Raw genomic sequence first — 26,559 nt, forward strand, 5'->3', positions numbered from 1 at the left:
AAGTATCAGGGCGATGTCGATTTCTACGCCATTACAGATAAATGGCGCGTAGGACATCGCTATTTAAATTGAATCTGTACTTTTTTGATAATTGGTAAAGAACTTAATTCGTCAATTCAAAAAAAGTTAAAAAAAAGCGCGAACCCAGAAAGGTTCGCGCTGAGCTGATTACGCAGCCATCAATCTACATTCTTCATCATTAGCCGACGCCAAGTCCGCCGGTATGTCAAAAATTGTTACTTTAGCGGCGCCTAAACCAGCACCGATTCGTTGGGTGCTTTCTCCACCACCAGGTAGTCGGCGGAGAACCACCGACCACCCACCTGTAGACCACTTGGTGCCCGCAAACACCTTCCGCAGTTCCTGATGCTCTGGACTATTAACAACGAAAAGTTGCCATTTCCCATTTTGCTTCACTACACGCAATCCTAATTGGGACAGGCGTGCAATGATTTCAGGATTGCATGTGGGGTCCTCGCAAACTAATGCTACCGCTTGCGCGATTGACAGGCTACGAGTTACCAGATAGTTGCCCTGCACTACTTTAAAGGGCATCACCTTGGACATCAACGAGTCCAAGCATCGTTTCTCATCGGTTTCCGAATGGAGCTCGATACGCGCTTTGATGTCTAGCATCTCAACCAGCACATTGGCATCATCTTCCGTTGCCGGTTGATTGCTCACAAATGTCCAATAAGACGCTAGCAGCGTGCCAACAGTGTCAGCCATTCGGCCGTCACCACCTGCGGCGAGGATGCACTTGCGCACAACCTTTTCCGATGCTTGGTAAACACTCCAGCGTGCGATAAAGCGACGTGCAAGTTTTGGTCCTATTTCTCGTGCTTCAGACTCAGACATCATTACTGCATTCTCTTTACGAGACATTGCATCCAAAATAGTCCAACGACTAATGTCCGCTGGTTCCATTTTTGGAGGGTTCACACAGGCGGCAATAAACGGCGTGTAAAAGCGGTAGCTCTTTGCCGCACCACCTGGTGTACCCCGAATAATTCCTTCATCAGATTCTTGCAGGCTGTAAGACATGCGCGCAATCAAGTAAGTATCTAGCGAGTAGCCCGATGATGAGCCACCCTCGAACTCGTCGACTGCTGCCGCACGTGTAGTACCACTTAGCGATTGATAGTAGCCCGCCATCCTTTGGGGGCCGGTACAGCCAAATGCTAGTGGCCCTAACAAAAACTTTACCGTATCCAGTGCAGTTGTTTTGCCACAGCCTGCAGGGCCCACCAACATCACATGCGGCCTGCGCGGCAAAGCTGCTGATATGCAAGCCATTCCAAACCAGCCAAGAATTAACTCAGCTGCCAAGGGTTGGCGCCAGTTGACGCCGCCCAATGCTTTGAAGACTTTATTTACATCATCATCATTCGCTTCAGGGGTGCTTAAGTCGAACCCGACATCGCCGTTGGCCGGATAAACCCGACCGTCGTGGACGCCGTGCTCAAGCACTTCGCCCTCTGAGCTCCACAGTTTCTGGCCGTTGACTAGAAGCTGCCCGTCTTTGCCAAGCCATACACCTGTTCCACGTTCGTGAGATTCAATGTATGGCCCGCACGCTTGACAGTCACGAAAGATTTTCGAGGCCATTGCACGATGGTCGAAAAAGTGTTCCTCTCTTTTTGGGTTGAAGCTGCTGTAATTTTCGTCGCACCAAAGCGCACCAAAATGTGCTATCAATCCCATCTCATTCATTTCTGAATGTGAAAGCTTGACAACGCTGCTGTTTAGTCCGCTCAGCACAACGCATTTAGCACCTGACATACCAAGCGCTTTATATCCCCCACGGGTTTTTTCAACGCTATTGTTCAGGGGGGTACCGTCGTTTTTAATAGTATTTGTCATATCTGTCCTTTTGTTTTGGCCAAACGCATTGCGCCTAAGCCGGTCTGTGAGGTAGATGCCTTCTTACGAAGGACACCTATCCTGGGTCGGCCGTCCGAAGACGGCACGAACACGAACCTGGAGCAGTTGTGCATAGGCAGTCTTTTGCAACTGCCATGCGGTACCCACACTTCTTACTGGAGTGTTTTTTGACTTTTTAAAGAACGTAGTTGGCTCAATTTCTTGAGCCAACTTAGATTATGTGACATGAACTACTGGAATTGATGATAAATAATTAATTTTATATAAATTGATTTATAGGTTTAAATTGATTTAAATGCAGTGGGCTAGCGCCGTAAGAAGGACTGACAGGGTGATTCACCCTTAGTCGACTATCACTGACGAAATTTAAAATAGGGAGGTTCTACGACCAACAGGCGTTACAACTTTTCTCTGCGGGTCAGTTATTCTTTTTTTTCGTCAACTAAATCTTGTTACTCCAAAACGAGGCAATTTATCGCTAAATGCTTTTCCATACGAGCTTTGACTTGTTACACTGATTGATACACAGCCTTGTGTAACAACCTCTCGGAACCCGCATGTTTGCTGGGTATGGTGTGTGGCCAATGGCTCCCCATCAGCCACCCCATATAAAACATTTAAACCCCGCTATCTTTTTGGTAGCGGGGTTTTTTATTTTGTGTGAATTATTTCTTGAATTGCTGGTATTTATTTTTAGGCAACTTGCCTAAAGGCCGTCATAGCAACAGATGAATGTTCGGCTAGTCCTGCTCTGCTGGTATCTTGCTACTGAGCTGCTGGCATTGAGAATATGGCAAACAAAAGCAGATCGATGCTGCGCTGCTCTCTGGTCTTTCGCACAACACTGTTTATCAACTCGAGAAGGGTGAACCTGGCTTTATTGCCTCAGGATTTGGTCACTAACGGCGAGCATTTGAGTAGATGTCCCTTTTGTCCTATTAACGTAAAAAATAATACTTCTAAAGGAGTTTTCGACAACCGCTTTGCATCACTAACGTGGATGTCCCGTTTGTTTTTTTTGGGTGCTTACCCCGCCTGACGGCAAGTCCGAAACGTCAAATTCCACCGCCATGCCATAGTTTCGATGCAACCGTTGCAGCTTCTCCGCGTCGACAGCATGCGAGTAACGCACTTCGAGGGCCAGCTTTCCGGTGTCCTCGCGTGTAAACACGACATCTGGCTGAACGCAGTCACCCCGGACCTCGGTTTCAGAACCGGTGAAAACAAATTTCTCCGCCGGAATATGGAGAAATTCGGGGACCACTTGGCCCAAGAAATCGAGTTCGCAGGAAACAACCACTGCAGGAACCTCTAAAGTCTTTCGACGGGCGAGCTCGTCCCGAACGAATGCGTGCAGCAGAGTCATTGGTTGAGGGTTGCAGTTCGCGTCCTCGACATGATGCTGGAAGTGCCAGGCTTTCTGTACGCCCAAATGCGCCTGCAACTGACGACCGCACTCCGGGCACACGCACCCACACCGCAACCCACGTTCATGGGTCTCGTCCAAGTCGAGCACATGGAGTAGTCGTCCGTCGCGGCGACCGTAAGCGAAGCTGGCTGGCATCTTTTGCCATTGTCGGCGAATCGCCATCCGGGAGTTCGGCGAACCGTTGACCATCTCTGGCAACATTCGGCCAATTGCAAACATTACGCCGATAAGCAGGATTTGCCAGCGTTTGCAGTCGCTGAATGATTGCAATGGGCCCATTGCTGTTATTCGGGTTTCTGCGGCCATCGTCTACTTCGCAGCGAAAGCGAACCTTCGTCGGCTCCCATTGCTGGACGGACACCGCCCGAAGTCGATGTCTCGGGAAAGCACGCCTTCGCGTGATATAAACTAATTAACAAAATTAAACGCGTTCAAGGAGGCCGTGTGCCAATACACCTAACTCCGTTTGTCCACGACCCTTTATGGGGCGGCAACACATGGTCGGTGCCGAATGACGATGAACTAGCAAGCTGGATTGCTTGGGTTGCAGTAGGGCAAGCGCATCACATTGCGACCATCCTGCACGCGGCGATGCCCAGTGGGCCGCTTCCAACAAACGCCGACGCCAAGGCGGACGCAATTGCACTGCTGACCCAGGCGGGGGCGGACCCCTCTCACCGTGATGGTTGGATGTTTCAGGTCATGTCGTGGCTCGCAGCCCATAGGAATACCCCCGGCGCGCTTATCGCGCTTCCACATCTAATTCATGCGGAAAAGGGGCTAGATGGCTTAGAAATACTGCTTGATGCGTCCCATGCAGTCGTCGCGACAGTAATTTTTGAGGACAAGGCGACCAAGAACTCTCGCAAGACGATACGCGAGGACGTGTGGCCCGAGTTCCAAAAATTTGAAACTGGGCTTGGTGTTAACAGGATGACACAGCAGGCTACCGGCATCTTGGCCGCCGCGCAGCATCCTGCCCCCTCTGAAGCAGCTTCGAAAATTGTTTGGAAGACTTCGCGTCGATATCGGGTAAGCATTACCGCGGAAAACAGCACACTCGACTCTCGAAAAAGCCTCTTCAAGGACTATGAAACGACGGTCCCAGGGGTGATTGAAAGAAGAAGAGCTGAGGTTTTTGTTGTGGGTGACTTGAGAACGTGGATGGCGAAGCTCGCCACCAACTCCATCGCGCAGGTCAACGCCATGAATCACTAAAGGTGCCAGAAAGTGTTTGACCCGTCTACAGAAGAGCTGATTCGCCAAGCACCCTCGCTTGAGGGATTGGACAACGCACGTCTTTCGAGGGAGTTCACCAGAATCTACGCGACTGTGGTGGCCGCTCGGATGCGACTAAGAGACTTGGTATCGCAGACTGAGCAGAACCCCGAGGCGCGCGATAGGGCGCTCGCAGAGGTGCGCAAGGAGATGAAGTTCCTGGCGGAGCTGGCCAGTACGCAGGAAGCACTGATTTCGGTAAGTCCCTCGCGAGAAGACCGACGCTCAGCGGCCTTCGTAGCGGGTACCGCACACTATGTACTCTTGCAAGCGGAGCATCTCTTCGAAGACGCGCTGGCGTCGCGTCTTGCCGTGGACTACGTCTCGCCTGAAATCTCCGCAACTATTCTTTTCCTTATCGCTGGTGCGAGCGCTGATGCGGCGGAAATGGCCAAGGAGATTCGCGAAGACCTATTGGAGCGGAACCTTCATCGCGGCCAACTGTTGAACGCAATTAGAGACTTTGCCAGAGGCGAGCTTGAGGCCATACAGCCCCAAACTCAGTTCGACAATAGCGCCCGCGACGGAAGAGCACCAACAGACCGAGCCACTGATGCCCTATACCACCTGCTCTACAACGGTCTTGCAGATTTATCCGCACAGATGCGCGGTGAGCAGAATAGTGCAAGCTCCGTAAAATTCGCACGGGTGGAAAGTCTTTGCTCATTCCAAGTTGTGCAGAATTCTGCGCTTCCTATAGTAAACGTTTATTCCGGGCCGCGGCATCTGGCGGTATTGCTCAAGATTCTTGCAAATGACTTCCCTGAAGCAAGTGTCGCAAACCTTACGCCCCCGGGGGGGAGCGACCCCGCTCGCTGGTTAAAGGGGGTGCGCTATATATCGCGTCGACGGCCATACCTTTGGTCGAATCACCTTGACGCGATACGCAGCGGGTATCTAGAAGCTGGGACTTCGGCGGCAATCAGCTTCCCCACCGGCGCAGGAAAATCCACGCTATCTGAGCTGAAAATTCTGGCAACACTCGGCAAGTTAAGAGATGTCGTATTCTTGGCGCCCACCTTGTCACTTGTCGACCAAACCGCTAGGGTACTCGATGACGCGTTCCCTGACGCCGACGTTGAGCGGGAATACGCCAGCGACGACCCTTTCGGTTTCGATGCAGTTCGACTCCCGTCCATCACCGTCATGACTCCGGAACGGTGCCTAGCACTCATGGGATTCGAGCCTAAGCTCTTCGAGAGCGTGGGCCTCATTGTTTTCGACGAATGTCATCTACTTCACGCCATCGACGCTGAGCGAAACCAGCGCGCCATTGACTCCATGTTTTGCGTTCTCAATGCGGTCGAATTAGCGCCCGACGCGGACATACTGATGCTGTCCGCAATGATGAGTAACGCAACCGAAATAGCGGGCTGGCTGCAGAGCATCCTGAACAGAAGGTGTTTAGCGCTTTCCATGAATTGGAAGCCAACTCGGCAAGTCCGAGGCTGTCTGGTCTATCCGCGCTCGGAAGTGACTGCTCTATCGACCTTGGCCCAGGCGTTGAAAAAAACTACGGCCGCGAAATTGCCGACGAAGAAGATAGTCGGGCAGATGCTGTCACGCCCGCAGGGATTCTTCGGGCTAAAGCAGACGTGGGATACGAAAAACCGTTCCGACTACGCTTTGCTGGCACTGTTGGAGCAGCCTGTGCAACTGGCGCTCAACAAGCATTGGAAGCTGACACCGAACGCAAATAACGTGTCTTCGGCGATTAGCGCCGCCGCAGTTGACCAAGGCTCTGGAAAGATTCTGAAGACGCTCATCTTCTGTCAGACGACGGTTAACGCGAACAGCACGGCCGAAAGTACAAGAATGCGACTTGGCGAATATGCAATTCCGCTGAATCAGCAGGAACGCGAACTGTTTGATTTAGCTCTGCAAGAACTGGGAGACGTCAGCTGCCTTTACATTGAGACCTCTCCAAATAAAGAGGTCACTTCATCAGCGCTCCCACATCACGCTAGGCTTCTGTCTGCAGAACGACATTTGCACGAATCTCTATATCGTCGTAAAGATGGAATTCATGTCTTGGCGGCAACATCGACGCTAGCGCAAGGCATGAACCTGCCTAGTCAAATTGTTTTAATTGCGGGAGACAGCAGATTCGATGCGGCCAAAAATCAGCTTGAAAGGCTTCAAGCGCATGAATTATTGAATGCTGCTGGTCGGGCCGGCCGTGCTGGTGAAAACTCGTATGGTTTCGTCCTCGTTATTCCAAGCAAGGTAGTCTTCTTCGACGATAAAGACGGTCTTATTCACAACCATTGGACGAGCCTTAGGGAAATTTTCTCGCAAGCGGACCAGTGTCTCGCAATTGAGGACCCGCTAGCACCAATTTTGGATGCTATCCATCTTCATGAAGAGAATTATCCCGCGTCTGACTATTTTTTGCGCCGACTCCCGGTGGGGGAGACGGAGGAATTGACTGAATCCAAGTCAAAGACGTTACTCTCGCGCACCTTCAATGCATACCGTAGAGGCGTCGCGGGCGACGCGCAATGGCTTGATTCTCGAATGACGTCGGCCCTCAATGCCAAGAAGCGACTTTCTGACTCCGACGAAAAATCGGATTGGGCCAACGTCCTTGCCGCGAAATTTGGCATCGAGCCGAATACATTGAGGTCGTTAGAAAACCACCTTCAGACTCCTCCTGCGGAGACGTCTGTTGTCGGCTGGGTTCGATGGCTTTTTGATTGGCTCGAGGCAAATCCAATGGCGTTCCTCGGAATGGTTCGACAGGAGGGGCTTGAGACATTGTTCGGAAAGCCGTACTTGGACTTGAAGACCGCTGAAGAGCGCGGCCCTTTTGCACTTAAGCGGCTGTACCCTCTACTGAAATCCTGGATGGAGGGCGAGACGTTCGTTCTTATGGAAAAGGTGTACGACCCAGGTATTACTAAGCCGAAAAAGTGCGAGAACACACGCGATTTTGTTCTACGCGTACTCCCAGACCTTGCGTATATCGCCTCCTTGCCTGAACTCGTTCGTCGCGCGAGCGATTCATTGGACGAGTCGTGGTTGGAACTGGAACGCATGAGTGGATGTGTCCGAGACGGGCTGGACACGCTAGAGAAGCTTGCCCTGTACCAAGTGCGTGGCAAATCCGGCGCTCGCATCGCATGTCATGACGCTTGGCGTGTCTGTTCGTTCTGGACCGCCGAGCCTGCCAACAACGAAGACTGGAAGGCGCTGCGCACGAGAGTTAAGGATGGTTGGGAGGAGTGGCTCAAGTGACCGGTAAAAATAAAAGGGACATCCACGTTCAGCACAAATAAAAGGGACATCCACGTTCAGCACTGCCCAATTATTGCCTCAGGATTTGGTCCGCAGTGGCGACCGGTAGCATAGAAGTCCCTTTTGTCCATTGCGCTGCATCAGCCGGGCTTGAGACTTCATGGAGGTCTGCCGGACCATCAAGGTAAGCATCAACGCGGGCAGTCTTTAATGCCCTTTCAAAGCCCGAGACGCACTATTTTGGTCGGCGCGACAAAACGATTTCAAAAACTCAGTCTGGATGAAAAAAGTGCTGATATTTATGCCTGAAGCGAATCTTGGCTAAAACTTTATTCAAATTGACTTTTTTGATTCGTTGTACAAGCTCGTTCATAAAGTTTTATGTTCAAATTGAATGAAAAAAACAGTAAAAAATCCATCAAATGGGAACTTCACAAAGTTTATTATTCCGGCAAGTACTAATCGATCTTCCTCGGGGCACTCCGATGACGACGGCGACATTGAGCAAGCACGGTATTCAGGCCAAGCAGGCTGCACGTCTGGCTGCGACTGGGTGGCTCCAACGATTGGGGCACGGGGTGTACTTGCTGCCTGGCGACAAACTTGACCGCGACGCCAGCCTGGCCGCGCTGGCACAACTCTCCCCCGGTATGCATGTTGGTGCCAAAACCGCGCTGGCGTGGTGGGGAGTGCGCCACAACCTAGGCATCGGGCCAGCGATGACGCTGTGGGGTGAAAAGCCCATGACGCTTCCTGCCTGGTTTGTGACGTCCTTTCCCGCTCGCTATCAGGTCACTCATCTTTTTGATGCAGCAATGCCCGCAGATCTTGGGCTGGCGACTGTGCCAGCCGGCAGAAGCGATGTGCTGGTCTCGACACCGGAGCGGGCCATGCTCGAACTTCTCAGCGACGTGGGCAAACAGCAAGGGCTTGAGGAGGCCCGCAATTTGTTAGAGGCAATCCGCACACCGAGGATGCCAGTTCTGGAACAGCTTTTCTCTCACCTGACCCGAATCAAGGTCGTCCGTCTTGCTGCTGATCTTGCAGAGGATTTGGATCTGCCCTGGATGGGAATGGCTCTTAGACACAGCCAACGGCTGGGCGGCGGCAGTCGTTGGGTGTCGAGCACGAAAACCGGTGATCGGCTGGATTTGAGGCGCCCCAAATGAATCAAGATTACGCCCGCACGGTACAACTGCTGCTTGCCGTTGCTCCCGACGTTTTTCACAGTCCTGTGTTTGCCATGAAGGGCGGCACGGCGCTCAATCTGTTCGTGCAAGACATGCCTCGGCTGTCGGTCGACATTGATCTGGTCTTTGTACCCCACGACCAACCGCGTGAAGAAGCCTTGAGGACGATCGCCCAGGCGCTCAACATCACTAACGTGGATGTCCCTTTTGCCTGAAGGTATGCCAACCAACCCTATATAAATCAACAGGTTACGCGCGGACGAATCAATCCGTTTTTTTTTGTGGCGTTGGTAGGGTGAGGAGATAGCGCGTATTCCCAATCAGTCATCGCAGATATTTCGACCATAGGCCGTGACCAACTCGGTGTGGGCGTTCCGTGAGCATTGATTTATGACCTGTTTGCAGCGGGAGCTGACATCGGCGTTGGTCCACTGAGGGCAAGTACCGGCCATTAGTAGTCGTTTAAATTCCGATCCACCAGTCATCGCATCTTGCGCAGATGCTTCTGCCGTTACAGTCCGGTACTAAGCAATTAAGTTGTATATTTGAAAAGTTACTGGAGGTTACTTTGAAGTTAATCAACGTCTCACGAGATCAAAAATATCTTTACATCCAGACCGACGAAGGAAGCAGGAAGCAGTCTCTGAATTGGCGTGGCGTCGATCAACTAGAAAAGAAATGTCGATCATTAATTGGTCACGAAATTATTCACACGACATCTGGAGCGTGGGACAAAGATGTTTGGTTCCAGGATGTCACACTCAATAAAGCTGCGCAGAACGTTGTTCCTATAGGCTCTGATTCGTCTATGTCGTTCGATGGCCAATTTTCACTTGGCAAGACGTGGGCATCAAGGTCTGTCAGACGCATCTATGGACCACCAGGCACAGGAAAGACAACCAAGCTGGTGAATATCGCCAAGGCGGCCATTGAGGGGGGGATTCGCCCCGAAGATATTGGCTACTTTGCCTTCACCAATGTGGCGGCAGATGAGGCGCGAGATCGAATTGCGAACAATCTTGACCTAGAGCCTGCACGATTTGCAAATTTCTCAACACTGCATAGTCTCACTACCAGAATGGGGGGGAACGAGGGCAAGAGCCTTTGCCAGAAAGAGCATCTACAGCGCTTTGACTCCAACATCGGCACGCGAGAGGAATGGCTTCGAGCTGGGGATCCGTTTAGTGTCGTCGTAAGACCTGAACACCCTGTACTCAGTCAGTACAGCATCATGTTCAACCGCAAGCAACAGAAGCCCACCTTCGAAGGTAAGTCACTGGATGATGCCCTGAGCATCCTGAGTCGCTATTACGGTCTGATCATCGACACATCAAGGGTTGCAGAATTCACAGAAAAATACTTTCAGGAATACGAATTCTTCAAGAAGTCAAACAACTTAGCTGACTTCAACGATGTGATTTTCTCGGTCGCGAAGGCGTCCTTTCCCGCAGAGAAGATTCCAACTTTTGAGCTCCTTATCATCGATGAGGCCCAAGACTTGAGCGCCTTACAGTGGGATGTTGTCACGAAGCTCTCCAGCAAGGCGAAAGAGACCATCATTGCCGGAGACGACGATCAGGCGATCATGGAATCTTTTGGTGCTGCGCCGCACCTGTTCAACGAGTTTCCAACGACAGTCCCCGATGAGGTTCTACCCGTTTCGTATCGCCTCCCGCGGAACATCAAGAACTTCGTCGACAAGCACGTTGTTCCCAAGCTAGGAAATCGTTCGGATCGCAAGCATAAGGAGTGGTCCGAGAACGTTGATGCCATAGACGATGGGGAGGTGATTCGTTCGATCACAAAAAAGGCCATAAATCCCTCGGACAAGCCAGTGCCTGAGCCACTGAGCATCAACAAGCTTCTCAGAATAATTGAAGCTTTTAAGGACGAAGAGTGGCTAATCATGGCTCCCACACGAGCTACGTGCAATCAGATCTCTACTGGATTGGCTGCACTCAAAGTCCCACACTTCTGCCACCGACAAGACGTCTTGGGGACAGACAACAAAATTCACGTTCAAACTATCCACACATCAAAGGGTATGGGATCGGATAACGCCGCGCTCGTATCAGTATCGCGCGGCGACAGCTTCCTGCTGGATAAGGACGCCAGACTGCTTTACGTTGCTTTGACCCGAGCCAAGAAGAGACTCTTCATCGCAAACCGATAACCGGACATCCAACCTCTGCAACTGATGGAAACAATCGCTGCATATCAAGCGTCAAGCGTCAAGCGTCAAGCGTCAATCGGCTGAGCGCGAACGACTGCAAAGGGGCGGCCACTGCCGGTCATAGGCCAACAGCGATGGTCTGCTTCCAGCCTGAAACGGAATTACGCGTTGCACGATTCAGCAACAGTTCTTGGCCGACAGAAGGTAAAGATATTGCAAACTTGATCGACTGATCATCCACTTAAATTAAGTCTTCATGGCGCTTTGAACCTAGTCAAATTAATGGACAGCAGAGTCCTCAAAAGATTGGTAATACAGATTTTCAAAGTTAAGTGGGCTTAGCCAGCCAACGGTTGAATGCCTGCGAATGCGATTGTAATAAGCCTCTATGTATTCAAAGACTGCCTGCTTAGCTAGCTCTCGGGTTGCAAAGTATTCACCGTGAATAGCTTGCTTTTTCAGTGTGGCGAAGAATGATTCTGCTACGGCGTTAAATGGCGTACTCCAACAATTTTCGCGTCTACTCATGCTTAGAATAAGTAAACTTTCTCTGAGTATTTTGCGGTACGCGTTCGACACGTATTGCGATCCCTGATCGGTGTGAACCATCGCGCCAGTAGGTTTTCCCCTGGTAAGAATGGCCACAAAAGGGACATCCACGTTTAGCACTGCGCAACTATTGCCTCAGGATTTGGTCATTAATGGCGATCATCAAGATAGATGTCCCTTTCGTCTTCCACTTTAATTTCGCGCATTGCTAAAAGTGGTTGCTTGCTTTGGATGTCCCTTTGTTAGCTCCAAGCTTGAAGCGTACTTAAAGACAATTTATGCTATGAAGCGTGGCAGCGAACTTATTTAATCCAGTGAAAGTTGGCATGTGTTTTAAACCACGTTATTCATCGATTTCTAAGACACAAACTAAAACCAGATTCTATCGATCACAAGAAAAGAGTCAGCCACGTTAATAGCGCCGTTGCGGGGAAAATCCTGAGGCGATATTTGCGCGTGCTAAACATGGACGTGCTTTTTTGGAAGTCCCTTTTATTTCCTTTTTATTTTTTGCTGTTCATTAATTTGACTAAATCTAGTTACCCACGTGGCCCCATGACAGGGATGAACTGATGGGTTGGTTGACGTTCTACAACTACTAGAAATTGCACTCAACATTGCTCTACGTCAGCTCAATAATGTTTGATAGATCACTGTATCGCGGCCCAGCAACAAGTAAGGATGTCAGTAAGTCCGCATAATGAGTAGCTATGAAGTATGGAAAACAGGGGCAAGATCAGTTGTCCAGAGGACACGCCGCTGGATCGCCCTACGGCAAGACACAGGATTGGTGGCCGCCGCCCTGCGTTTAATTACCGTTGAATAATTTCCTGAAACATTAAATGAATATGTATACCTATGAATATAACGACTCTTACGGCCCGTACCGACACGCTTGTCGTGACTTGGACTGACAGCACCAGCACACCTTTTCCAACCATCTGGCTGCGCGATAATTGCCCCTCTGGTTTGCATGCAGAAACCCATGAGCGCTTGCTCGATCTGCTGTCAATTGACGAAGCACCAATCCTAACGTCGGCCGCAATTGACGGCGAAACAGCCGTGCTGATCTATGCCGATGGTCATATTAGCCGCATGCCTATTTCATTGTTGAACGCGCATCGTCCGGGCCAATCAAGATTTGACGCTGCCGACATATCTGCGCAGCATTGGCGTGCAGATCACGGTGCGGCAAACATCTCACGTCACGCGGCTGCCTTCATTCTTGCAGACGATTTTGCGCTTAAAAACTGGATGCAAGACACTGCAAAATTTGGTTTAACAATCGTTGACCAGCTACAAGATCGTACAAATGCAGGTGTCGAGATTGCTGAACGGATCGGCTTTTTACGGATCACAAACTTCGGATCCACATTTGAGGTCGTCAATAAACCCGATCCAAACAACCTTGCCTACACTTCAGTTGCTTTGCCCCTTCACACCGATTTGCCCAACCAAGAAGTGCCTCCAGGTTATCAATTCTTGCATTGCTTGGCCAACGAAGCTGTGGGTGGGGGATCGCTGTTTGCGGATGGTTTTGCGATGGCTGAGGACCTTAGGATTGAAGATCAAGAGGCGTTTCAGCTGTTGTGCGACGTCGCTATTCCTTTCCGTTTTCATGATGAAAATGCGGATATTGGAGTTTATAGACCAGTCATCACGCTTGGATCTAAAGGCGAAGTCATCGAGATCCGCTACAACGCGCATTTGGCTGGCATTTTCGACATGCCTGCTGAGATCATGCCTGCCTATTACCGTGCTTACCGAGCCTTTATGGCCAAAACACGAGATCCAAAATACCGCCTCACATTGAAATTGAAAGCGGGCGAGATGGTCGTATTCGATAACCGGCGCGTTCTGCATGGACGGGATGCTTTTGATCCATCCACAGGATTTCGGCACCTTCATGGATGCTATGTAGACCGGGGTGAATTCTTTTCGCGTCTGCGGCTATTGATGCACGAAACTGACGTTGCCATTGCATAGCAATTTCATAAGTAAACATATTAATGTCACTCGAAATAGTGTGAACTAACTTTGCCTTTGGCGCCGAAAACCATAATATAAATGGCATCCACGTTCAGCACTCCGTTTAGAACTATGCAACTATTGCCTCAGGATTTGATTAATAACGACGACCATTAACATGGATGTCCCGCTTGTCTTTTTTTGTCATTAAGTTCTGATGAAACAAATTTGCCTGAAAGTTCAGGCGGTCTTTCTAACCCAACAAAAGGAAACCCAATGAAAAAAGCATTGATCGTTATCGATATTCAGAATGATTACTTTCCTGGTGGCGCGTTCACTTTGGAAAATGCCGACGAAGCTTGCAAAGGTGCTGTGGAGGCCATTGAGCAAGCGAAACGCGATGGCTGGCTGGTGATAGGGGTGCAGCACGTCAGCACTCCAGATTCCCCCCTTTTCAAGCCCGATACCGAAGGTGTGAAAATTCACAGCGCTGTCGCTGCCGCATTGGGTGATGCGCCCATCGTCGTAAAAAGTGAAGCCGACAGTTTCTTCAAAACGAATTTGGAGCAAATCGTGCGCGACGCTGGCATCACCGACCTTTATCTCACCGGCATGATGACCCAGCACTGCGTTACCCACACGGCTCTGTCCTCGCAAGCGCGCGACATGAAGGTTCACATCATCGCCAAAGGCTGTGCCGCCCCCGCCAAAGCCTTGAGCGACCTGGCCCTGCAAGGTCTGAGCGCTCGCTGTCGCGTGGAGTAGAACAAATCCTTACGTGATATCGAGTTCTAGCAAGCCCTGCGTAGCTAAGCGCAAAAGGGACATCCCTTTTTAATATTGCGCAACTATTACCTCAGGATTTGGTCATTAACGGCGACCATCAACATGGATATCCCTTTTGCCTTTTTAATGACGGCAAATATAAAAATAATATACGCTGCACTTTTTCGACATTTAGCTTGAGCGCACGATTAAGCCTCACGGCCATACCGGATCGCTTTGCACCCATAGCTGCTCGTAGGTTGTTTGAACCGCGATAAATGCGTCAGTAATTTGCGTAAGGGAAGTGGGCGCTTTTTTGATTCCATTTTTGAAGGAAGCGCCTGATTGGTAGCACGACACCTTGTCGACCAGCACGTAGCGATCATTAAATCCAATCGCACTTCGAATTTCAATCTCTATCTGTGCTTGTGCCGCAAACACTTGTATGGCGGGGCGCAGAGTTGGCAGTTTCTCGCGCGCTAGGATTCGCACTTTAGTACCGCGGGGAACGTGTGGAAGATACCGGCTGACAAAATCGGCATCGGTATAGGCGTCAATGAAGAACAAATCTAATTTTGCTGTTTTGATGAGTTGGCTTACTTCAGCGCAATAGTCAAAGGCATGCCCAGTTTGAACGCCGATGGAGATGGGCTCTGCGTTTTTAAGTCGCAGATTACTTTTAGCGTGATGAAGCTCAATAAGTAGCGCTCTGCGCTCAGTGCTGAAGTCGTAGTTTCCGGTCTTTGTGAGAATAAAGACGTGTGGTTCAAAGTGAATAATCGCTCTACAGGGGTCCCAGGCGTTCATCGTTGCGCTGGCGCGGCCAAGCCATGGAACACATAAATCCGGGTTGCCTGAGAAGTCTTGTAGCCGCGGGATTGATCGGATCACGTCTTCGATTTCGAACGCAAGCTGCTCGTCGGAGATCTTTGTCATTAAAGGCCTAACGGTTGGGGGCAGTTAAGAAATTCGCTCGCTTCTGGGTGAGCGTCAATTGAATGCAGGACTTTTTTCACGTGTTCAATATGGTATTGATTGTGAGCCCAAGCATAGACAAAAAAATGACTAATCTTTTCTTTACAAAGTAGGTCTTAGTTGCATGGCTTGCTTGCTTCTGTGATGTCGTCGGTTGGGTAATTCAACACGTGCTCAGTTGCCGTCTCTGCTCATTAAAACGTATTCACCACGTTTCTAAATTTTCATTGTGGCGACAAAACTCAGTCTCGGCGTTGGACTCTACTTATTTCCATGGACACATTGGGCTTCTTGATTTCAATCCAAGACAATATGCTCAGTCGCGCCCCGGTCTTGGTCTTACACGTTCGCTGGGCAATGATCAAATAATCAAATTGACAATGAAACTCTCGGCCATGGTCTTGTCATACGCGTCCCCTTTGGTCCAAACCAAGCGATTCAACGCAGCTACCAACGCACCAGATGCGGTAAATTCAGACAATGGCTCACTTATTAATTATTGAAGACGACGATTTGCTGCGCGACGGTCTTACCGACCTGCTCAAGCAAACTGGCCATACGGTTTGCAGCAGCGCTGACGGTTTGGCTGCGCAAACTGTGCTGACCGATCAAGTTATCGACGCAGTGTTGCTTGATTTGGGTTTGCCCAAGCTGGACGGGATGAGCTTGCTGCGCTGGATACGTCAGCATTTTGAAAATCTGCCAGTGATGATATTGACGGCTCGGGACGGTGTGAATGACCGCGTGGAAGGCTTGCTTGAAGGGGCGGACGACTACCTCACCAAACCTTTTAACAATGCCGAACTCGCAGCCCGTGTGCAAGCGCTGCTGCGGCGCGCGCGCTTGCCGGCTTTTAATACGGAGACCCGGGCGATCACCACGCCAGACGCTACGCAATGTCTGCAGATTGACAGCCAATTGCCGCGGGTCTGGATTTATGGCCAAGTTCAAGACTTGACGCAGCGCGAATGGGAGTTGCTGGGCTTGCTGCATCTGCGCCTTAACCAAGTGGTTAGCCGTGAAGACGTGGCGTCTGCTTGGCAACATGATTCTGCCGAACCTACTGCATCGAACGCATTAGAGGTCTATGTTCACCGCTTGCGCAGAAAGTTGCTGGGCTCGAATCTAAACATTCGCAATGTTCGCGGACTTGGCTATATGTTGGAGCCGGTGTGAAACACGGCTTGTCGCTACGGCGCCAGCTCTTGCTGTGGCTGTTATTGCCCCAGCTCGTGCTTTGGCTAGGGGGTGGCATTTTGACTTATCGGGTGGCGCTTAATTACGCTGAAAAAGGCTTAGACCAATCGCTCACGCAATCAGTACGCTCATTGGCACGCCAAATAAAGCCCATGGGTTCTGGACTACTAGTGGATTTTCCTAAGGCGGCGCAAGCCATTCTTGAGGAAGACCCGGTGGACCGCGTGAGTTATATGGTGTCGTCGCCGCCGGGGAAATTTCTACTGGGAAATCAAAAAATAGCGGCGCCACCGTCCGGGTCTGCGCTTGGTCAGCTGGTGTTTTATCGCATGGAAATCGACGCCAAGCCCATGCGCGCAGTCGCCTTGGATGTTGCTTATGGGGACGCCGATAACCCGCAAATACTGCGCGTTCAATTGGCTAAAAGTTATATCGCGCGGGAACGCATTGCTAAAGAATTGGTGAGCGATTTGTTCGCCCCCTTGCTGCTACTTGGCTTGGCGCTCAGCGTGCTGGTGTATGCCGGCATTCGGCGCGGCATGGCGCCGCTGACCCGGCTGGAAAGGCAACTCAAGCAACGCTCGGCGGCCGACCTCACCCCGCTGGAATTCACCACTGCACCTACAGAGGTGCATGCACTGGTCGACGCAATCAACCGCCTGCTGGCGGCAGTGCGCCGCAGTATGAGTCAAGAAAAGCGCTTTATTGACGACGCCGCCCATCAATTGCGCACGCCATTGGCTGGACTGATTAATCAAACTGAACTGGCGTTAGATGAAAGTGATGCGGCTTTGATTAAGGCGCGTTTGCATAAAGTGCATGCCGGGGCGCAGCGAAGTGCACGCCTTGTGAACCAGTTGCTGGCCTTGGCGCGCAGTGGCTCAGAAGTGCCCATGGCGCAAGTCGACTTAGCGCAATTGGCGCAAGACATCGCGCGTGAACTAAGCCCGCGCGCTGTCGCTATGAAAGTTGATCTTGGCTATGAGGGCCAAGCGCACGCCACTATGCATGGCTCGGCTACTTTGCTGCGCGAAGCCGTGATGAATCTAATAGACAACGCCTTGCGTTACGGCGTGAGCAGTCAAGCTGGCAGCGAACCCACCGTGACCGTGTCAGTGCATCAAGAAGCGGCGCATCTGGTGCTGGCGGTAGAAGACAACGGCCTGGGCTTGAATCAAGCGCAGCGCGAACATGTTTTTGAACGGTTTTGGCGCGGCAGCGATTTGCCCGGTGGTTGTGGCTTGGGCTTGGCCATAGTGCAAGAAATTGCGCAGCGTCACGGCGGTCAGGTCAGTGTGACGCAGGCGCAACCTCAGGGTTTGCGGGTATCACTGCAGTTCTAAGCTGAGTCAGCTTTGCCCGCTAGATCAGCGTGTTTGGTTTTTAGCCAGCCTAGGGTAAGTCCCATGAGGCTTGGTCTTAAATTAATTAATAATTAATTAATTCCGGTGGCGTACTGCTATCCAGAATCAAAAAACCTAGCGCCTTAGACGTCAGTACACGCGGCGTATCACTATCAGGAATCAATATGTTGAAACTCTCCAAGCTGGCTGCGGCCATTTCCTTTGTTGTTGTCGGCACGGCGGCTATGGCCGGTGAGGTTGAGGTTTTGCATTACTGGACTTCTGGCGGCGAGGCCAAATCGGTTGCTGAACTGAAAAAAATCATGGAAGCCAAAGGCCATGTTTGGAAAGATTTCGCCGTCGCCGGCGGCGGCGGCGACAACGCGGCGACTGTGCTCAAAAGCCGCGTGGTGTCGGGCAACCCGCCCGCAGCCGCACAAATCAAAGGCCCAGCGATTCAGGAATGGGCGGCTGAAGGCGTACTGGCCAATATCAATGCGGTGGCCCAAGCCGAAAAGTGGGACAGCTTGTTGCCCAAGGTAGTGGCGGACGTCATGAAGTACAAAGGCAATTTCGTGGCTGTTCCCGTCAATGTGCACCGCGTGAACTGGTTATGGGGCAACGCTGCTGTGCTGAAAAAAGCCGGTGTCTTAGGCATGCCAAAAACCTTGGACGAGTTTTTTGTAGCGGCTGAAAAAATCAAAAAAATCGGGCTGATTCCAGTCGCCCACGGTGGTCAAAATTGGCAAGATTTCACCACTTTTGAAAGCGTCGCGCTGGGCGTGGGCGGCCCCAAGTTTTATAACGATGCCTTCGTTAAACTCGATCAAAAAGCGTTAACCGGTGAGACCATGAAAAAGTCGCTGGAAACTTTTCGCAGAATCAAGGGCTATACCGACGCGGCTTCTCCCGGCCGCGATTGGAATTTAGCGACCGCCATGGTGATGCAGGGCAAAGCCGGTTTTCAGTTCATGGGTGACTGGGCTAAGGGTGAATTCATTGCGGCTGGCAAAGTGCCGGGCAAAGATTTTCTGTGCGCTGCGGCGCCCGGCACGGCCAATGCTTTTACTTTCAATGTGGACTCGTTCGCCATGTTCAAACTCAAAAATGCTGAGGCGCAAAAAGCCCAAGCTGATTTGGCCGCCGCCATTATGGGCACGCAATTTCAGGAGATTTTTAATCTGAATAAGGGCTCGATTCCGGTGCGTTTAAACATGAATATGGCTAAGTTCGATGACTGCGCTAAACAGTCCAGCAAGGATTTTGTAGAAACCGCTAAAACGGGTGGATTACAGCCTTCAATAGCCCACGGCATGGCGGTTAGTCCGGCGGTAGAAGGCGCTATCAAAGATGCGGTCAGTCAGTTCTGGAATGATGACAAAGTATCTGTGGCCGACGCACAAAAGCAAATTGCTGCTGCCGCCAGTTATAAATAAATCTGCGTTTTTTGCTCTCCTAAATTAGCATGAAAATCAATCTAGAAACGTGGCTACCCAAACTGGTCATTTCACCGGCTTTTGTGTTGGGCTTTGCCTTTATCTACGGCTTCATGGTGTGGAACGGTGTGCTGTCAGTCACCGGCTCACGCATGCTGCCTAACTACGACGAGTTCGTCGGTCTGTCTCAGTATCAGCGGTTGTTTGAAATGGATCGTTGGTGGGTAGCGCTGAAAAACTTGGGAATTTTTAGTTTGCTTTACGTCGGCGGCTCGATGTTGATTGGCATGCTGCTGGCGATTTTTCTAGACCAAAAAGTCAGAGGTGAGGGCGCTTTGCGGATTGTTTATCTGTACCCGATGGCGCTGTCATTCATAGTTACCGGTACTGCTTGGAAATGGATTCTTAACCCCAGCTTAGGTTTAGAAAAACTGATGCACGATTTGGGCTGGAGCAGTTTTCATTTTGATTGGCTGGTGCAAAGTGACTTGGCTATTTATTGCGTGGTGATTGCCGGTGTTTGGCAGTCGGCGGGGTTCGCCATGGCTTTATTTCTGGCCGGCTTGCGCGGCATAGATGACAGCATCATCAAGGCTGCACAAATTGATGGCGCATCGCTGCCGCGCATTTACTGGAGAATTTTATTGCCCATCTTGCGCCCTGTGGTGTTTTCTACCGTCTTGGTGTTGGCGCATTTGTCTATCAAAAGTTTTGACTTGGTGATGGCGCTGACCAACGGTGGACCCGGTTATGCCACCGATGTGCCGGCGACTTTTATGTATGTGATGAGTTTTACGCGCGGTCAAATTGGTTTGGGCGCGGCCAGCGCAACCATGATGTTAGCCACGGTCGCCGCGATTGTTGTGCCTTATCTTTACAGTGAACTGCGAGCCAAAGCCCATGATCGCTAAATACATTTCTCGCACGCTGCTTTATGCGGTGCTACTTATCGCCGCCTTATTTTTCTTGGCACCGTTTTATGTGATGTTGGCGACATCGCTCAAAGATGCGGCGCAAATTCGTAGCGGTAATTTGCTCAGTCTGCCGACTTCCATCAACTTCGATGCTTGGGGCTTAGCCTGGTCATCGGCCTGCACGGGAGTTGACTGCCGTGGTCTGCAACCTTACTTTTGGAATTCGGTGACTATGGCGGTTCCGGCGGTGCTACTGTCTACTGCTTGGGGCGCGATCAACGGCTACGTTCTGAGTTTGTGGAAGTTCAAAGGCAGCGAGTTGCTGTTTGGTTTTTTATTGTTCGGCGTTTTTATGCCGTTTCAAGTGGTGTTGCTGCCTATGAGTCAGGTGCTAGGTTTTCTAAACTTGTCCAGCTCGATAGGCGGTTTGGTGCTGGTGCATTGCTTGGCCGGCATGGCAGGAACTACGCTGTTTTTTCGTAACTACTACACCGCTATTCCCAGAGAATTGGTGAACGCAGCGCGCATTGATGGCGCAGGTTTTTGGCGTATTTTCTGGCGCATAGTGCTGCCGCTGTCGACGCCTATTTTGATGGTCACTTTAATTTGGCAATTCACCAATATCTGGAACGACTTTTTGTTTGGGGTTGCGTTTAGCGGCGCTGACAGCAAGCCAATTACGGTTGGCTTGAATAATATGGCCAACACTTCTAGCAGCGTGAAAAGCTATAACGTTGACATGGCCGCTGCTGTGATCGCCGGTCTCCCCACCATGCTGGTGTATGTGCTGGCAGGACAATATTTCGTCAAAGGACTCACAGCCGGTGCTGTGAAAGGATAAAAATCATGGCAGCGTCACTCAAAATTGCAGGCATTCGCAAGGTCTATGGCAAAGCCGATAAGGCCGTGGAAGTGCTTAAAAAAATAGATATAGAAGTCGCACCGGGCGAATTTTTGATTCTGGTCGGGCCTTCGGGTTGCGGCAAATCTACTTTGCTCAACATCATCGCCGGCTTAGAAGAACCCAGCGAAGGTGAACTCTATATTTCTGGCAAAAACGTTGTCGGCGTAGCGCCTGCAAAACGCGATATTGCCATGGTGTTTCAGAGCTATGCACTCTACCCAAACATGAGTGTTGCCGACAACATCGGCTTTGCACTAGAGATGCGTAAAGTGCCCAAACCGGCGCGTGTCAAACGCATTGCCGAGGTAGCTGCCATGTTGCAAATCGAGCACTTGTTAGAGCGTCGTCCAGCACAACTCTCTGGCGGTCAGCGCCAGCGCGTTGCCATGGGGCGTGCTTTGGCGCGTGACCCGCAGATATTTTTATTTGATGAGCCTTTAAGCAACTTGGACGCTAAGCTGCGGGTTGAAATGCGCGCAGAGATCAAACGCCTGCATCAGCTTAGCGGTATCACGAGTGTGTATGTCACGCACGACCAGATAGAGGCGATGACTTTGGGCAGTCGTATTGCGGTGATGAAAGACGGTGTGTTGCAGCAAATCGGCACGCCCGACGATATTTACCAGCGCCCCGCCAATACCTATGTGGCCGGCTTTATTGGTTCACCGACTATGAATTTCATCACTGGAAATGTGGCGAGCTCAAACGCAGGAAATGTTTTTTCTTTTGATGACGCTGCACTGCTGTTAGATCGCCCGCTGCCCTTTGGTGCGCGCATGTTGGGTCAGCGGCCCGAGCACATACACCTTAACGCGGATGCGCCATGGCGCGGCGAAGTCATGTTGGTCGAACCAACGGGCGCAGATACTTATGTAGTGGTTAAAACAGCTGTCGGGCTAATCACGGTAAGAGTGCCGCCGAATACGCCGGTTAAGGTTGGCGAGACCACCGGGCTGAGCGTGAGCTCTGAGCACAGCAACTGGTTTGATGTGCAGAGCGGCCACCGCATAGTGTGATTTAGCCCTGCGATTGCACGTCGCGTGCTGCCGCAAAATTTTGCTGACAGGCCAGCACTGTTCTTAGTTTTAAAAAATCATTTGCCCAACACCGAATGCCAAGGTTTGAGCCTAGAGAGAAAACTTGATCCATGTTTGAATCGCGCGATCCCAATGTAGTCAGCCCAGCGTCCTATCCGCGCTGGCTGGGCGACATTGGCGGCACCAATGCTCGCTTTGGTTGGCAAGCCAGCGAAGACAGTGCAATCAGCCATGTACAAGTGCTGCCGTGTGCAGAACATGCCTCTATTTTGGACGCCGCACAAAGCTATTTGCGAGCGCAAGGTTTGAGCCCACCGCCTTGCGCCGCCTTTGGTATTGCCAACCCTGTTACTGGGGACAGCGTTGCTATGACTAACCACCATTGGAAATTTTCGGTCACTGCTCTGCGTGAAAATTTAAGTCTTGCGCGGTTTTTGCTGCTCAACGATTTCACCGCGCTGGCTTTGTCGCTCACGCAATTACCCGAGTCGCAAAAATACGCTGTGGGTGGTGGTCAAGCTGCATTGGATGCGGCCATCGGTTTGATTGGGCCGGGGACAGGACTGGGTGTGTCGGGCTTGTTGCCGCTGGGCTATCAAAACAAATGGCTTCCAATTGCTGGAGAAGGCGGCCATGTAAGCCTGAGCGCCACCACTGCTTTAGAATTTTCAGTCATACAGCAGTTGCAAAAACGCTATGGCCATGTGTCGGCGGAACGCATTGTTTCTGGCGCTGGCTTGGTCGATTTGTATCACGCGCTATGCGCTATTAATTCGGGTGAGGGCCGTGAAATCATCACGCCGGCGGACGTGATGGCGCGAGCGCAAGACCTGCCCTTGTCCAGCGCGAATCAAGCACTCGACATGTTTTGCGGTTTTTTAGGCAGCGTCGCGGGCGATCTAGCATTAACACTGGGTGCACGCGGCGGCATTTATATAGGCGGCGGCATAGTGCCGCGTCTCGGTGAGCGCTTTAAAGCCTCGCCATTTCGTGCCCGTTTTGAAGACAAAGGCCGCTTTAAATCCTATATGCAAGCCATTCCCACTTGGGTGATTCAGAGTCCGGTCTCTCCCGCTCTGCAAGGCGCATCACAGGCTTTGTCGCTCACGCAGTGGTGAACTCGGCAGACTTTGGCGGTTATCATGTGATGAGTACTTTTCATTCTTAGCAGTCTCCAATTTTCAACTGCATTTGGGTTAAAAGTTTGATTGTTTGCTGCGCTTGCTGCGTAGCCGCCTTCAGCACGCAAAACTTTGCGTCACATCCCTAAGTTATCTTTAAAGCTCGGAACATACGTGGCTTTTTTACTATGCTTTTATAGCGCGTTAACTGTTATCGGGTTGTGAATTTTTTACCCAATGACTTAATTTTAATAATCTAAAAATACTAGTGTTTGCCGGTCAATAAAGGATTCTTAAAACTGCAGTCGGAATGAGGCGAAAATAACTTGTAAGTTCATTAATAAAAACAAACATTTTTTTGCATGAAAACTGTCACCCGCACGTTTACGTACATACAGCAGCAATGGTTGGTATTTGTTTTAGTCACGTTGGTGGTGATTGGGGCTTTGTCAGGAATTTTATACGACAGACGCTTGACGATCACACTTATTGAGCAGCAGCGTTTACTTTCGGCGACCCTGGTAGTGGAGTCCAGTCTAGAGCGTAATTTGAAGTCCATCAGTCAGGCTTTGCGCAATGTAGAGAGTCAAATTAGCAAGGGTGTTTCTGAAAAAGAGCTGAACAATCACTTGTCTTTTGTTGATGAGGCCATGCCCATGGTTCAGCTCTTACTGGCGGTCGATGCAAATGGACGCTTGCGAGCGACCAGTCAGACCGATCTCTACAGCTCGTTAATAAATATCAGTGAGCAAGATTATTTTCGCTCGGTCAAAGAACGCCCGAGTGCCGATATCTTGTTTATATCGCCGCCTTTTAAGACTACTACTGGCGCTTATAGCGTAGCCGTATCGCGCATGCTGTCGGGGTCTAACGGTAAATTTGCAGGTGTGGTGGCTGCTTTGATGGATCCCACTTATTTTCATAGTTTGCTCAATTCTGTGCTTTATGCGCCGAATATGGTGGCTGAGGTTCACCACGGAAATGGCACGGTGTTTCTGCTTGCGCCCTTAGAAAAAAGTGCGCTGATAGGACAGACCATAGCCGGCCCCAACTCGTATTTTTCGCAGGCCGCCAAAAGTGCTCAGATAGAAAATGTGTATTCGGGTCCTATGCCTTTGACCAGCGATGTGCGTATGTTGGCGTTACGGGAAGCGCGGTTTACCAACCTACATCCAAACTATCCACTCGGTGTAATGGTGAGCCGTCCTTTAAATGACGTTTATGCGCCTTGGTGGCGGGACGTGGGGGCTGTGGGTGGCGCGACCTTGGGCGTTTTACTAATGATGGCTTTTGCGTTGATGTCTCATCAGGCCAACTACCGGCACTTTCTGGCCAATGAAGAATTGTCTAAGAGCCGCCTTCAGCGCGCTGCCAGCGTGTTTAGCAACGCCAGCGAAGGCATACTCATCACCGACTTAACCGGCTGCTTGATTGATGTGAACGATGCTTTTACTGTCATCACAGGCTATAGCCGTGATGAAGCTTTGGGGAAAAAAAATTGCGTTCTTAAGTCTGGTCATCATGACTCGGCGTTTTATGCCGCCATGTGGCGCGATATCACTACGCACGGCCACTGGAGTGGCGAGGTCTGGAACCAACACAAGAACGGGCAGGTCTATGCCCACGCCATGAATATCAACGCTGTGCTGGACGAAGCCGGCGTGACGCAGCATTACGTGGCGCTTTTCTCTGACATCAGCGCCAGTAAGTTGCACCAAAGCGAGCTTGAATACATCGCCCATTACGACGCTTTGACAGGCCTGCCAAATCGCTTGTTACTTAGACAAGAGTTGCGCCTAGCGATTGATAACTGTCGGCAGAATCAGCAGATGTTGGCGGTTTTGTATCTCGACCTAGACAACCTCAAAACGATTAACGACACCTATGGTTATGAGAACGGTGATGCCGTACTACTCGCCGTCAGTGCCAATCTCAAGAGCGTATTGCGTGAGGGTGATATTTTGGCCCGCGCAGGCGGGGACGAGTTTGTGGCGGTACTCATGGGGCAAACGCAGACAGACGATTATTTTTCTAGCATCCAAGGCCTTTTGGCCGCCGTCGCCTTGCCGATCAAGCTTGCCACTGGCATGGCTGTTGGCGCGGTACAAACTCCGTCGGCACTGCATATGTCAGCCAGTATTGGTGTGAGTTTTTTCCCCCAGGACGATGTGGACGCAGACACGCTCGCGCGTCATGCTTATCAAGCTATGTCTATGGCCAAGCAAGCGGGTAAAAATTGTTATCGGCTTTTTGATGTGGCTATTGATGCGTCGATTCAAAATAAGCAAGTCGCCTTGCAACAATTTAGTGCTGCACTAACTGCCAACGAGTTTGTTCTCTACTATCAGCCCAAGGTCAATATGCGCACCGGCAAAGTGATAGGAGCCGAGGCGCTGATTCGCTGGATGCATCCCGAGAAAGGTTTGCTACCCCCAGCCGCTTTCTTGCCCGAGATTGAAGGTCAGCCCGTCAGCATTGCTTTGGGTGAGTGGGTGATTGACACCGCATTAACCCAAATAACAGCTTGGCATTCACAGGGACTGGTATTGCCGGTGAGCGTCAACATAGCAGGGCTACAACTCGAACAAGCAGATTTTCCGGAACGCTTAGGCGTTTTGTTAGCGGCTCACCCTGAAGTAACGCCCTATTCCTTGCGGCTGGAGATACTAGAGACCAGCGCGTTAGACGACATTACCAAGGTCTCCGCCACTATGCGGGCGTGTCAAGCCTTGGGCGTGACGTTTGCGCTGGATGATTTTGGTACCGGGTATTCATCGCTGACTTATCTCAAACATTTACCCGCGGAGATGCTCAAGATTGACCAGAGCTTTGTGCGTAATATGACAGAGCAAGCTGGTGATCTGGCCATAGTCCAAGGTGTGATCAGCCTGGCCAATGTCTTTCAGCGCGATGTGATTGCAGAAGGTGTTGAGACCAAGTCCCATGGTGACTTGCTACTCAGTATTGGCTGCGATTTGGCACAAGGCTACGGCATTGCACGCCCAATGCCCGCAGAAGCCATGCAAACGTGGGTGAAGAGTTGGCAAGAAAAGGCGATCTGGACAGCTTGAACGGCTAGCTGACTAAGGGATGGTCTTTGTGATCGATTAGCGTATAAAAATATGGCGCTAGCTTGTGACGGCTCTGCCATTAGTTTTA

At 50.9% G+C, this 26,559-nt stretch carries 19 protein-coding genes and 1 pseudogene; 16 read left to right on the forward strand and 4 right to left on the reverse strand.

Annotation, left to right across the window (positions count from 1 at the left end; all coding sequences use genetic code 11):
- Positions 1-168: 168 nt before the first annotated feature.
- Together HC248_RS07105 and HC248_RS07110 are read right to left on the reverse strand one after the other, a co-directional pair.
- Positions 169-1,863, reverse strand: coding sequence for a hypothetical protein (locus HC248_RS07105; RefSeq protein ID WP_168921895.1), 1,695 nt, complete (start codon positions 1,861-1,863; stop codon positions 169-171).
- Positions 1,864-2,875: 1,012 nt separating this feature from the next.
- Positions 2,876-3,619 carry a competence protein CoiA family protein gene (locus HC248_RS07110; protein WP_168921896.1) on the reverse strand — a complete coding sequence of 248 codons (744 nt, stop codon included), beginning with the start codon at positions 3,617-3,619 and terminating at the stop codon, positions 2,876-2,878.
- A gap of 138 nt (positions 3,620-3,757) precedes the next feature.
- Here HC248_RS07110 and HC248_RS07115 point away from each other — a divergent pair, with 138 nt between their 5' ends.
- The 6 genes and pseudogenes from HC248_RS07115 to HC248_RS07140 all read left to right on the forward strand — a co-directional run bounded on the left by HC248_RS07115 (position 3,758) and on the right by HC248_RS07140 (position 11,191).
- Complete coding sequence (locus HC248_RS07115) at positions 3,758-4,531, forward strand: hypothetical protein (RefSeq protein ID WP_168921897.1); 774 nt, start codon at positions 3,758-3,760, stop codon at positions 4,529-4,531.
- Between the two features lie 12 nt (positions 4,532-4,543).
- Positions 4,544-7,828: a DEAD/DEAH box helicase gene (locus HC248_RS07120; protein ID WP_168921898.1), complete on the forward strand. Its 3,285-nt coding sequence runs from the start codon at positions 4,544-4,546 to the stop codon at positions 7,826-7,828.
- A gap of 123 nt (positions 7,829-7,951) precedes the next feature.
- Complete coding sequence (locus tag HC248_RS07125) at positions 7,952-8,137, forward strand: hypothetical protein (RefSeq protein ID WP_168921899.1); 186 nt, start codon at positions 7,952-7,954, stop codon at positions 8,135-8,137.
- A 113-nt stretch (positions 8,138-8,250) separates the two neighbouring features.
- Positions 8,251-8,997, forward strand: a complete 747-nt coding sequence (locus HC248_RS07130) for a type IV toxin-antitoxin system AbiEi family antitoxin domain-containing protein (protein WP_168921900.1) — start codon at positions 8,251-8,253, stop codon at positions 8,995-8,997.
- Positions 8,994-9,200: pseudogene (locus HC248_RS07135) on the forward strand (nucleotidyl transferase AbiEii/AbiGii toxin family protein); the annotation flags it as partial. The gene HC248_RS07130 and the pseudogene HC248_RS07135, both read left to right, overlap by 4 nt.
- A gap of 386 nt (positions 9,201-9,586) precedes the next feature.
- Positions 9,587-11,191, forward strand: coding sequence for a UvrD-helicase domain-containing protein (locus HC248_RS07140; protein ID WP_168921902.1), 1,605 nt, complete (start codon positions 9,587-9,589; stop codon positions 11,189-11,191).
- A gap of 279 nt (positions 11,192-11,470) precedes the next feature.
- On the opposite strand, the gene HC248_RS17950 is transcribed toward HC248_RS07140, so the two are convergent.
- Complete coding sequence (locus tag HC248_RS17950) at positions 11,471-11,800, reverse strand: IS3 family transposase (RefSeq protein WP_420372015.1); 330 nt, start codon at positions 11,798-11,800, stop codon at positions 11,471-11,473.
- Between the two features lie 798 nt (positions 11,801-12,598).
- Here HC248_RS17950 and HC248_RS07150 point away from each other — a divergent pair.
- Positions 12,599-13,726, forward strand: a complete 1,128-nt coding sequence (locus HC248_RS07150) for a TauD/TfdA family dioxygenase (RefSeq protein ID WP_168921904.1) — start codon at positions 12,599-12,601, stop codon at positions 13,724-13,726.
- A 258-nt stretch (positions 13,727-13,984) separates the two neighbouring features.
- Positions 13,985-14,473 (forward strand): cysteine hydrolase family protein, encoded by a 489-nt coding sequence (locus HC248_RS07155; protein WP_168921905.1) that lies wholly within the window; start codon positions 13,985-13,987, stop codon positions 14,471-14,473.
- Positions 14,474-14,689: 216 nt separating this feature from the next.
- On the opposite strand, the gene HC248_RS07160 is transcribed toward HC248_RS07155, so the two are convergent.
- Positions 14,690-15,409 (reverse strand): hypothetical protein, encoded by a 720-nt coding sequence (locus tag HC248_RS07160; RefSeq protein ID WP_168921906.1) that lies wholly within the window; start codon positions 15,407-15,409, stop codon positions 14,690-14,692.
- A 519-nt stretch (positions 15,410-15,928) separates the two neighbouring features.
- Here HC248_RS07160 and HC248_RS07165 point away from each other — a divergent pair.
- From HC248_RS07165 to HC248_RS07200, 8 genes are all read left to right on the forward strand, one after another.
- Complete coding sequence (locus HC248_RS07165) at positions 15,929-16,624, forward strand: response regulator transcription factor (protein ID WP_168921907.1); 696 nt, start codon at positions 15,929-15,931, stop codon at positions 16,622-16,624.
- Complete coding sequence (locus HC248_RS07170; RefSeq protein WP_168921908.1) at positions 16,621-17,988, forward strand: sensor histidine kinase; 1,368 nt, start codon at positions 16,621-16,623, stop codon at positions 17,986-17,988. The genes HC248_RS07165 and HC248_RS07170 overlap by 4 nt, the downstream gene beginning before the upstream one ends.
- Before the next feature lie 185 nt (positions 17,989-18,173).
- Positions 18,174-19,424 carry an ABC transporter substrate-binding protein gene (locus tag HC248_RS07175; protein ID WP_168921909.1) on the forward strand — a complete coding sequence of 417 codons (1,251 nt, stop codon included), beginning with the start codon at positions 18,174-18,176 and terminating at the stop codon, positions 19,422-19,424.
- 29 nt (positions 19,425-19,453) lie between these two features.
- Positions 19,454-20,335, forward strand: coding sequence for a carbohydrate ABC transporter permease (locus HC248_RS07180; RefSeq protein ID WP_168921910.1), 882 nt, complete (start codon positions 19,454-19,456; stop codon positions 20,333-20,335).
- The gene (locus tag HC248_RS07185; RefSeq protein WP_168921911.1) at positions 20,325-21,179 is read left to right on the forward strand and encodes a carbohydrate ABC transporter permease; all 855 of its coding nucleotides are present in this window, start codon (positions 20,325-20,327) and stop codon (positions 21,177-21,179) included. The genes HC248_RS07180 and HC248_RS07185 overlap by 11 nt, the downstream gene beginning before the upstream one ends.
- 5 nt (positions 21,180-21,184) lie before the next feature.
- Complete coding sequence (locus HC248_RS07190; protein ID WP_168921912.1) at positions 21,185-22,258, forward strand: ABC transporter ATP-binding protein; 1,074 nt, start codon at positions 21,185-21,187, stop codon at positions 22,256-22,258.
- A gap of 131 nt (positions 22,259-22,389) precedes the next feature.
- Positions 22,390-23,397: a glucokinase gene (locus HC248_RS07195; RefSeq protein ID WP_168921913.1), complete on the forward strand. Its 1,008-nt coding sequence runs from the start codon at positions 22,390-22,392 to the stop codon at positions 23,395-23,397.
- Between the two features lie 365 nt (positions 23,398-23,762).
- Positions 23,763-26,471, forward strand: coding sequence for a bifunctional diguanylate cyclase/phosphodiesterase (locus HC248_RS07200; RefSeq protein ID WP_168921914.1), 2,709 nt, complete (start codon positions 23,763-23,765; stop codon positions 26,469-26,471).
- The last annotated feature ends 88 nt before the right edge of the window (positions 26,472-26,559 follow it).

Origin of the sequence: Polaromonas vacuolata (assembly GCF_012584515.1) — a bacterium.
Classification (GTDB): Bacteria; Pseudomonadota; Gammaproteobacteria; order Burkholderiales; family Burkholderiaceae_C; genus Polaromonas; species Polaromonas vacuolata.

Coding starts and splice junctions, on each gene's coding strand:
- HC248_RS07110 (WP_168921896.1), bottom strand. CDS start 3,619: ATGGCCGCAGAAACCCGAATAACAGCAATGGGCCCATTGCAATCATTC.
- HC248_RS07155 (WP_168921905.1), top strand. CDS start 13,985: ATGAAAAAAGCATTGATCGTTATCGATATTCAGAATGATTACTTTCCT.
- HC248_RS07105 (WP_168921895.1), bottom strand. CDS start 1,863: ATGACAAATACTATTAAAAACGACGGTACCCCCCTGAACAATAGCGTT.
- HC248_RS07175 (WP_168921909.1), top strand. CDS start 18,174: ATGTTGAAACTCTCCAAGCTGGCTGCGGCCATTTCCTTTGTTGTTGTC.
- HC248_RS07195 (WP_168921913.1), top strand. CDS start 22,390: ATGTTTGAATCGCGCGATCCCAATGTAGTCAGCCCAGCGTCCTATCCG.
- HC248_RS07160 (WP_168921906.1), bottom strand. CDS start 15,409: ATGACAAAGATCTCCGACGAGCAGCTTGCGTTCGAAATCGAAGACGTG.
- HC248_RS07200 (WP_168921914.1), top strand. CDS start 23,763: ATGAAAACTGTCACCCGCACGTTTACGTACATACAGCAGCAATGGTTG.
- HC248_RS07180 (WP_168921910.1), top strand. CDS start 19,454: ATGAAAATCAATCTAGAAACGTGGCTACCCAAACTGGTCATTTCACCG.
- HC248_RS07130 (WP_168921900.1), top strand. CDS start 8,251: ATGGGAACTTCACAAAGTTTATTATTCCGGCAAGTACTAATCGATCTT.
- HC248_RS07185 (WP_168921911.1), top strand. CDS start 20,325: ATGATCGCTAAATACATTTCTCGCACGCTGCTTTATGCGGTGCTACTT.
- HC248_RS07150 (WP_168921904.1), top strand. CDS start 12,599: ATGAATATAACGACTCTTACGGCCCGTACCGACACGCTTGTCGTGACT.
- HC248_RS07165 (WP_168921907.1), top strand. CDS start 15,929: ATGGCTCACTTATTAATTATTGAAGACGACGATTTGCTGCGCGACGGT.
- HC248_RS17950 (WP_420372015.1), bottom strand. CDS start 11,800: ATGGTTCACACCGATCAGGGATCGCAATACGTGTCGAACGCGTACCGC.
- HC248_RS07190 (WP_168921912.1), top strand. CDS start 21,185: ATGGCAGCGTCACTCAAAATTGCAGGCATTCGCAAGGTCTATGGCAAA.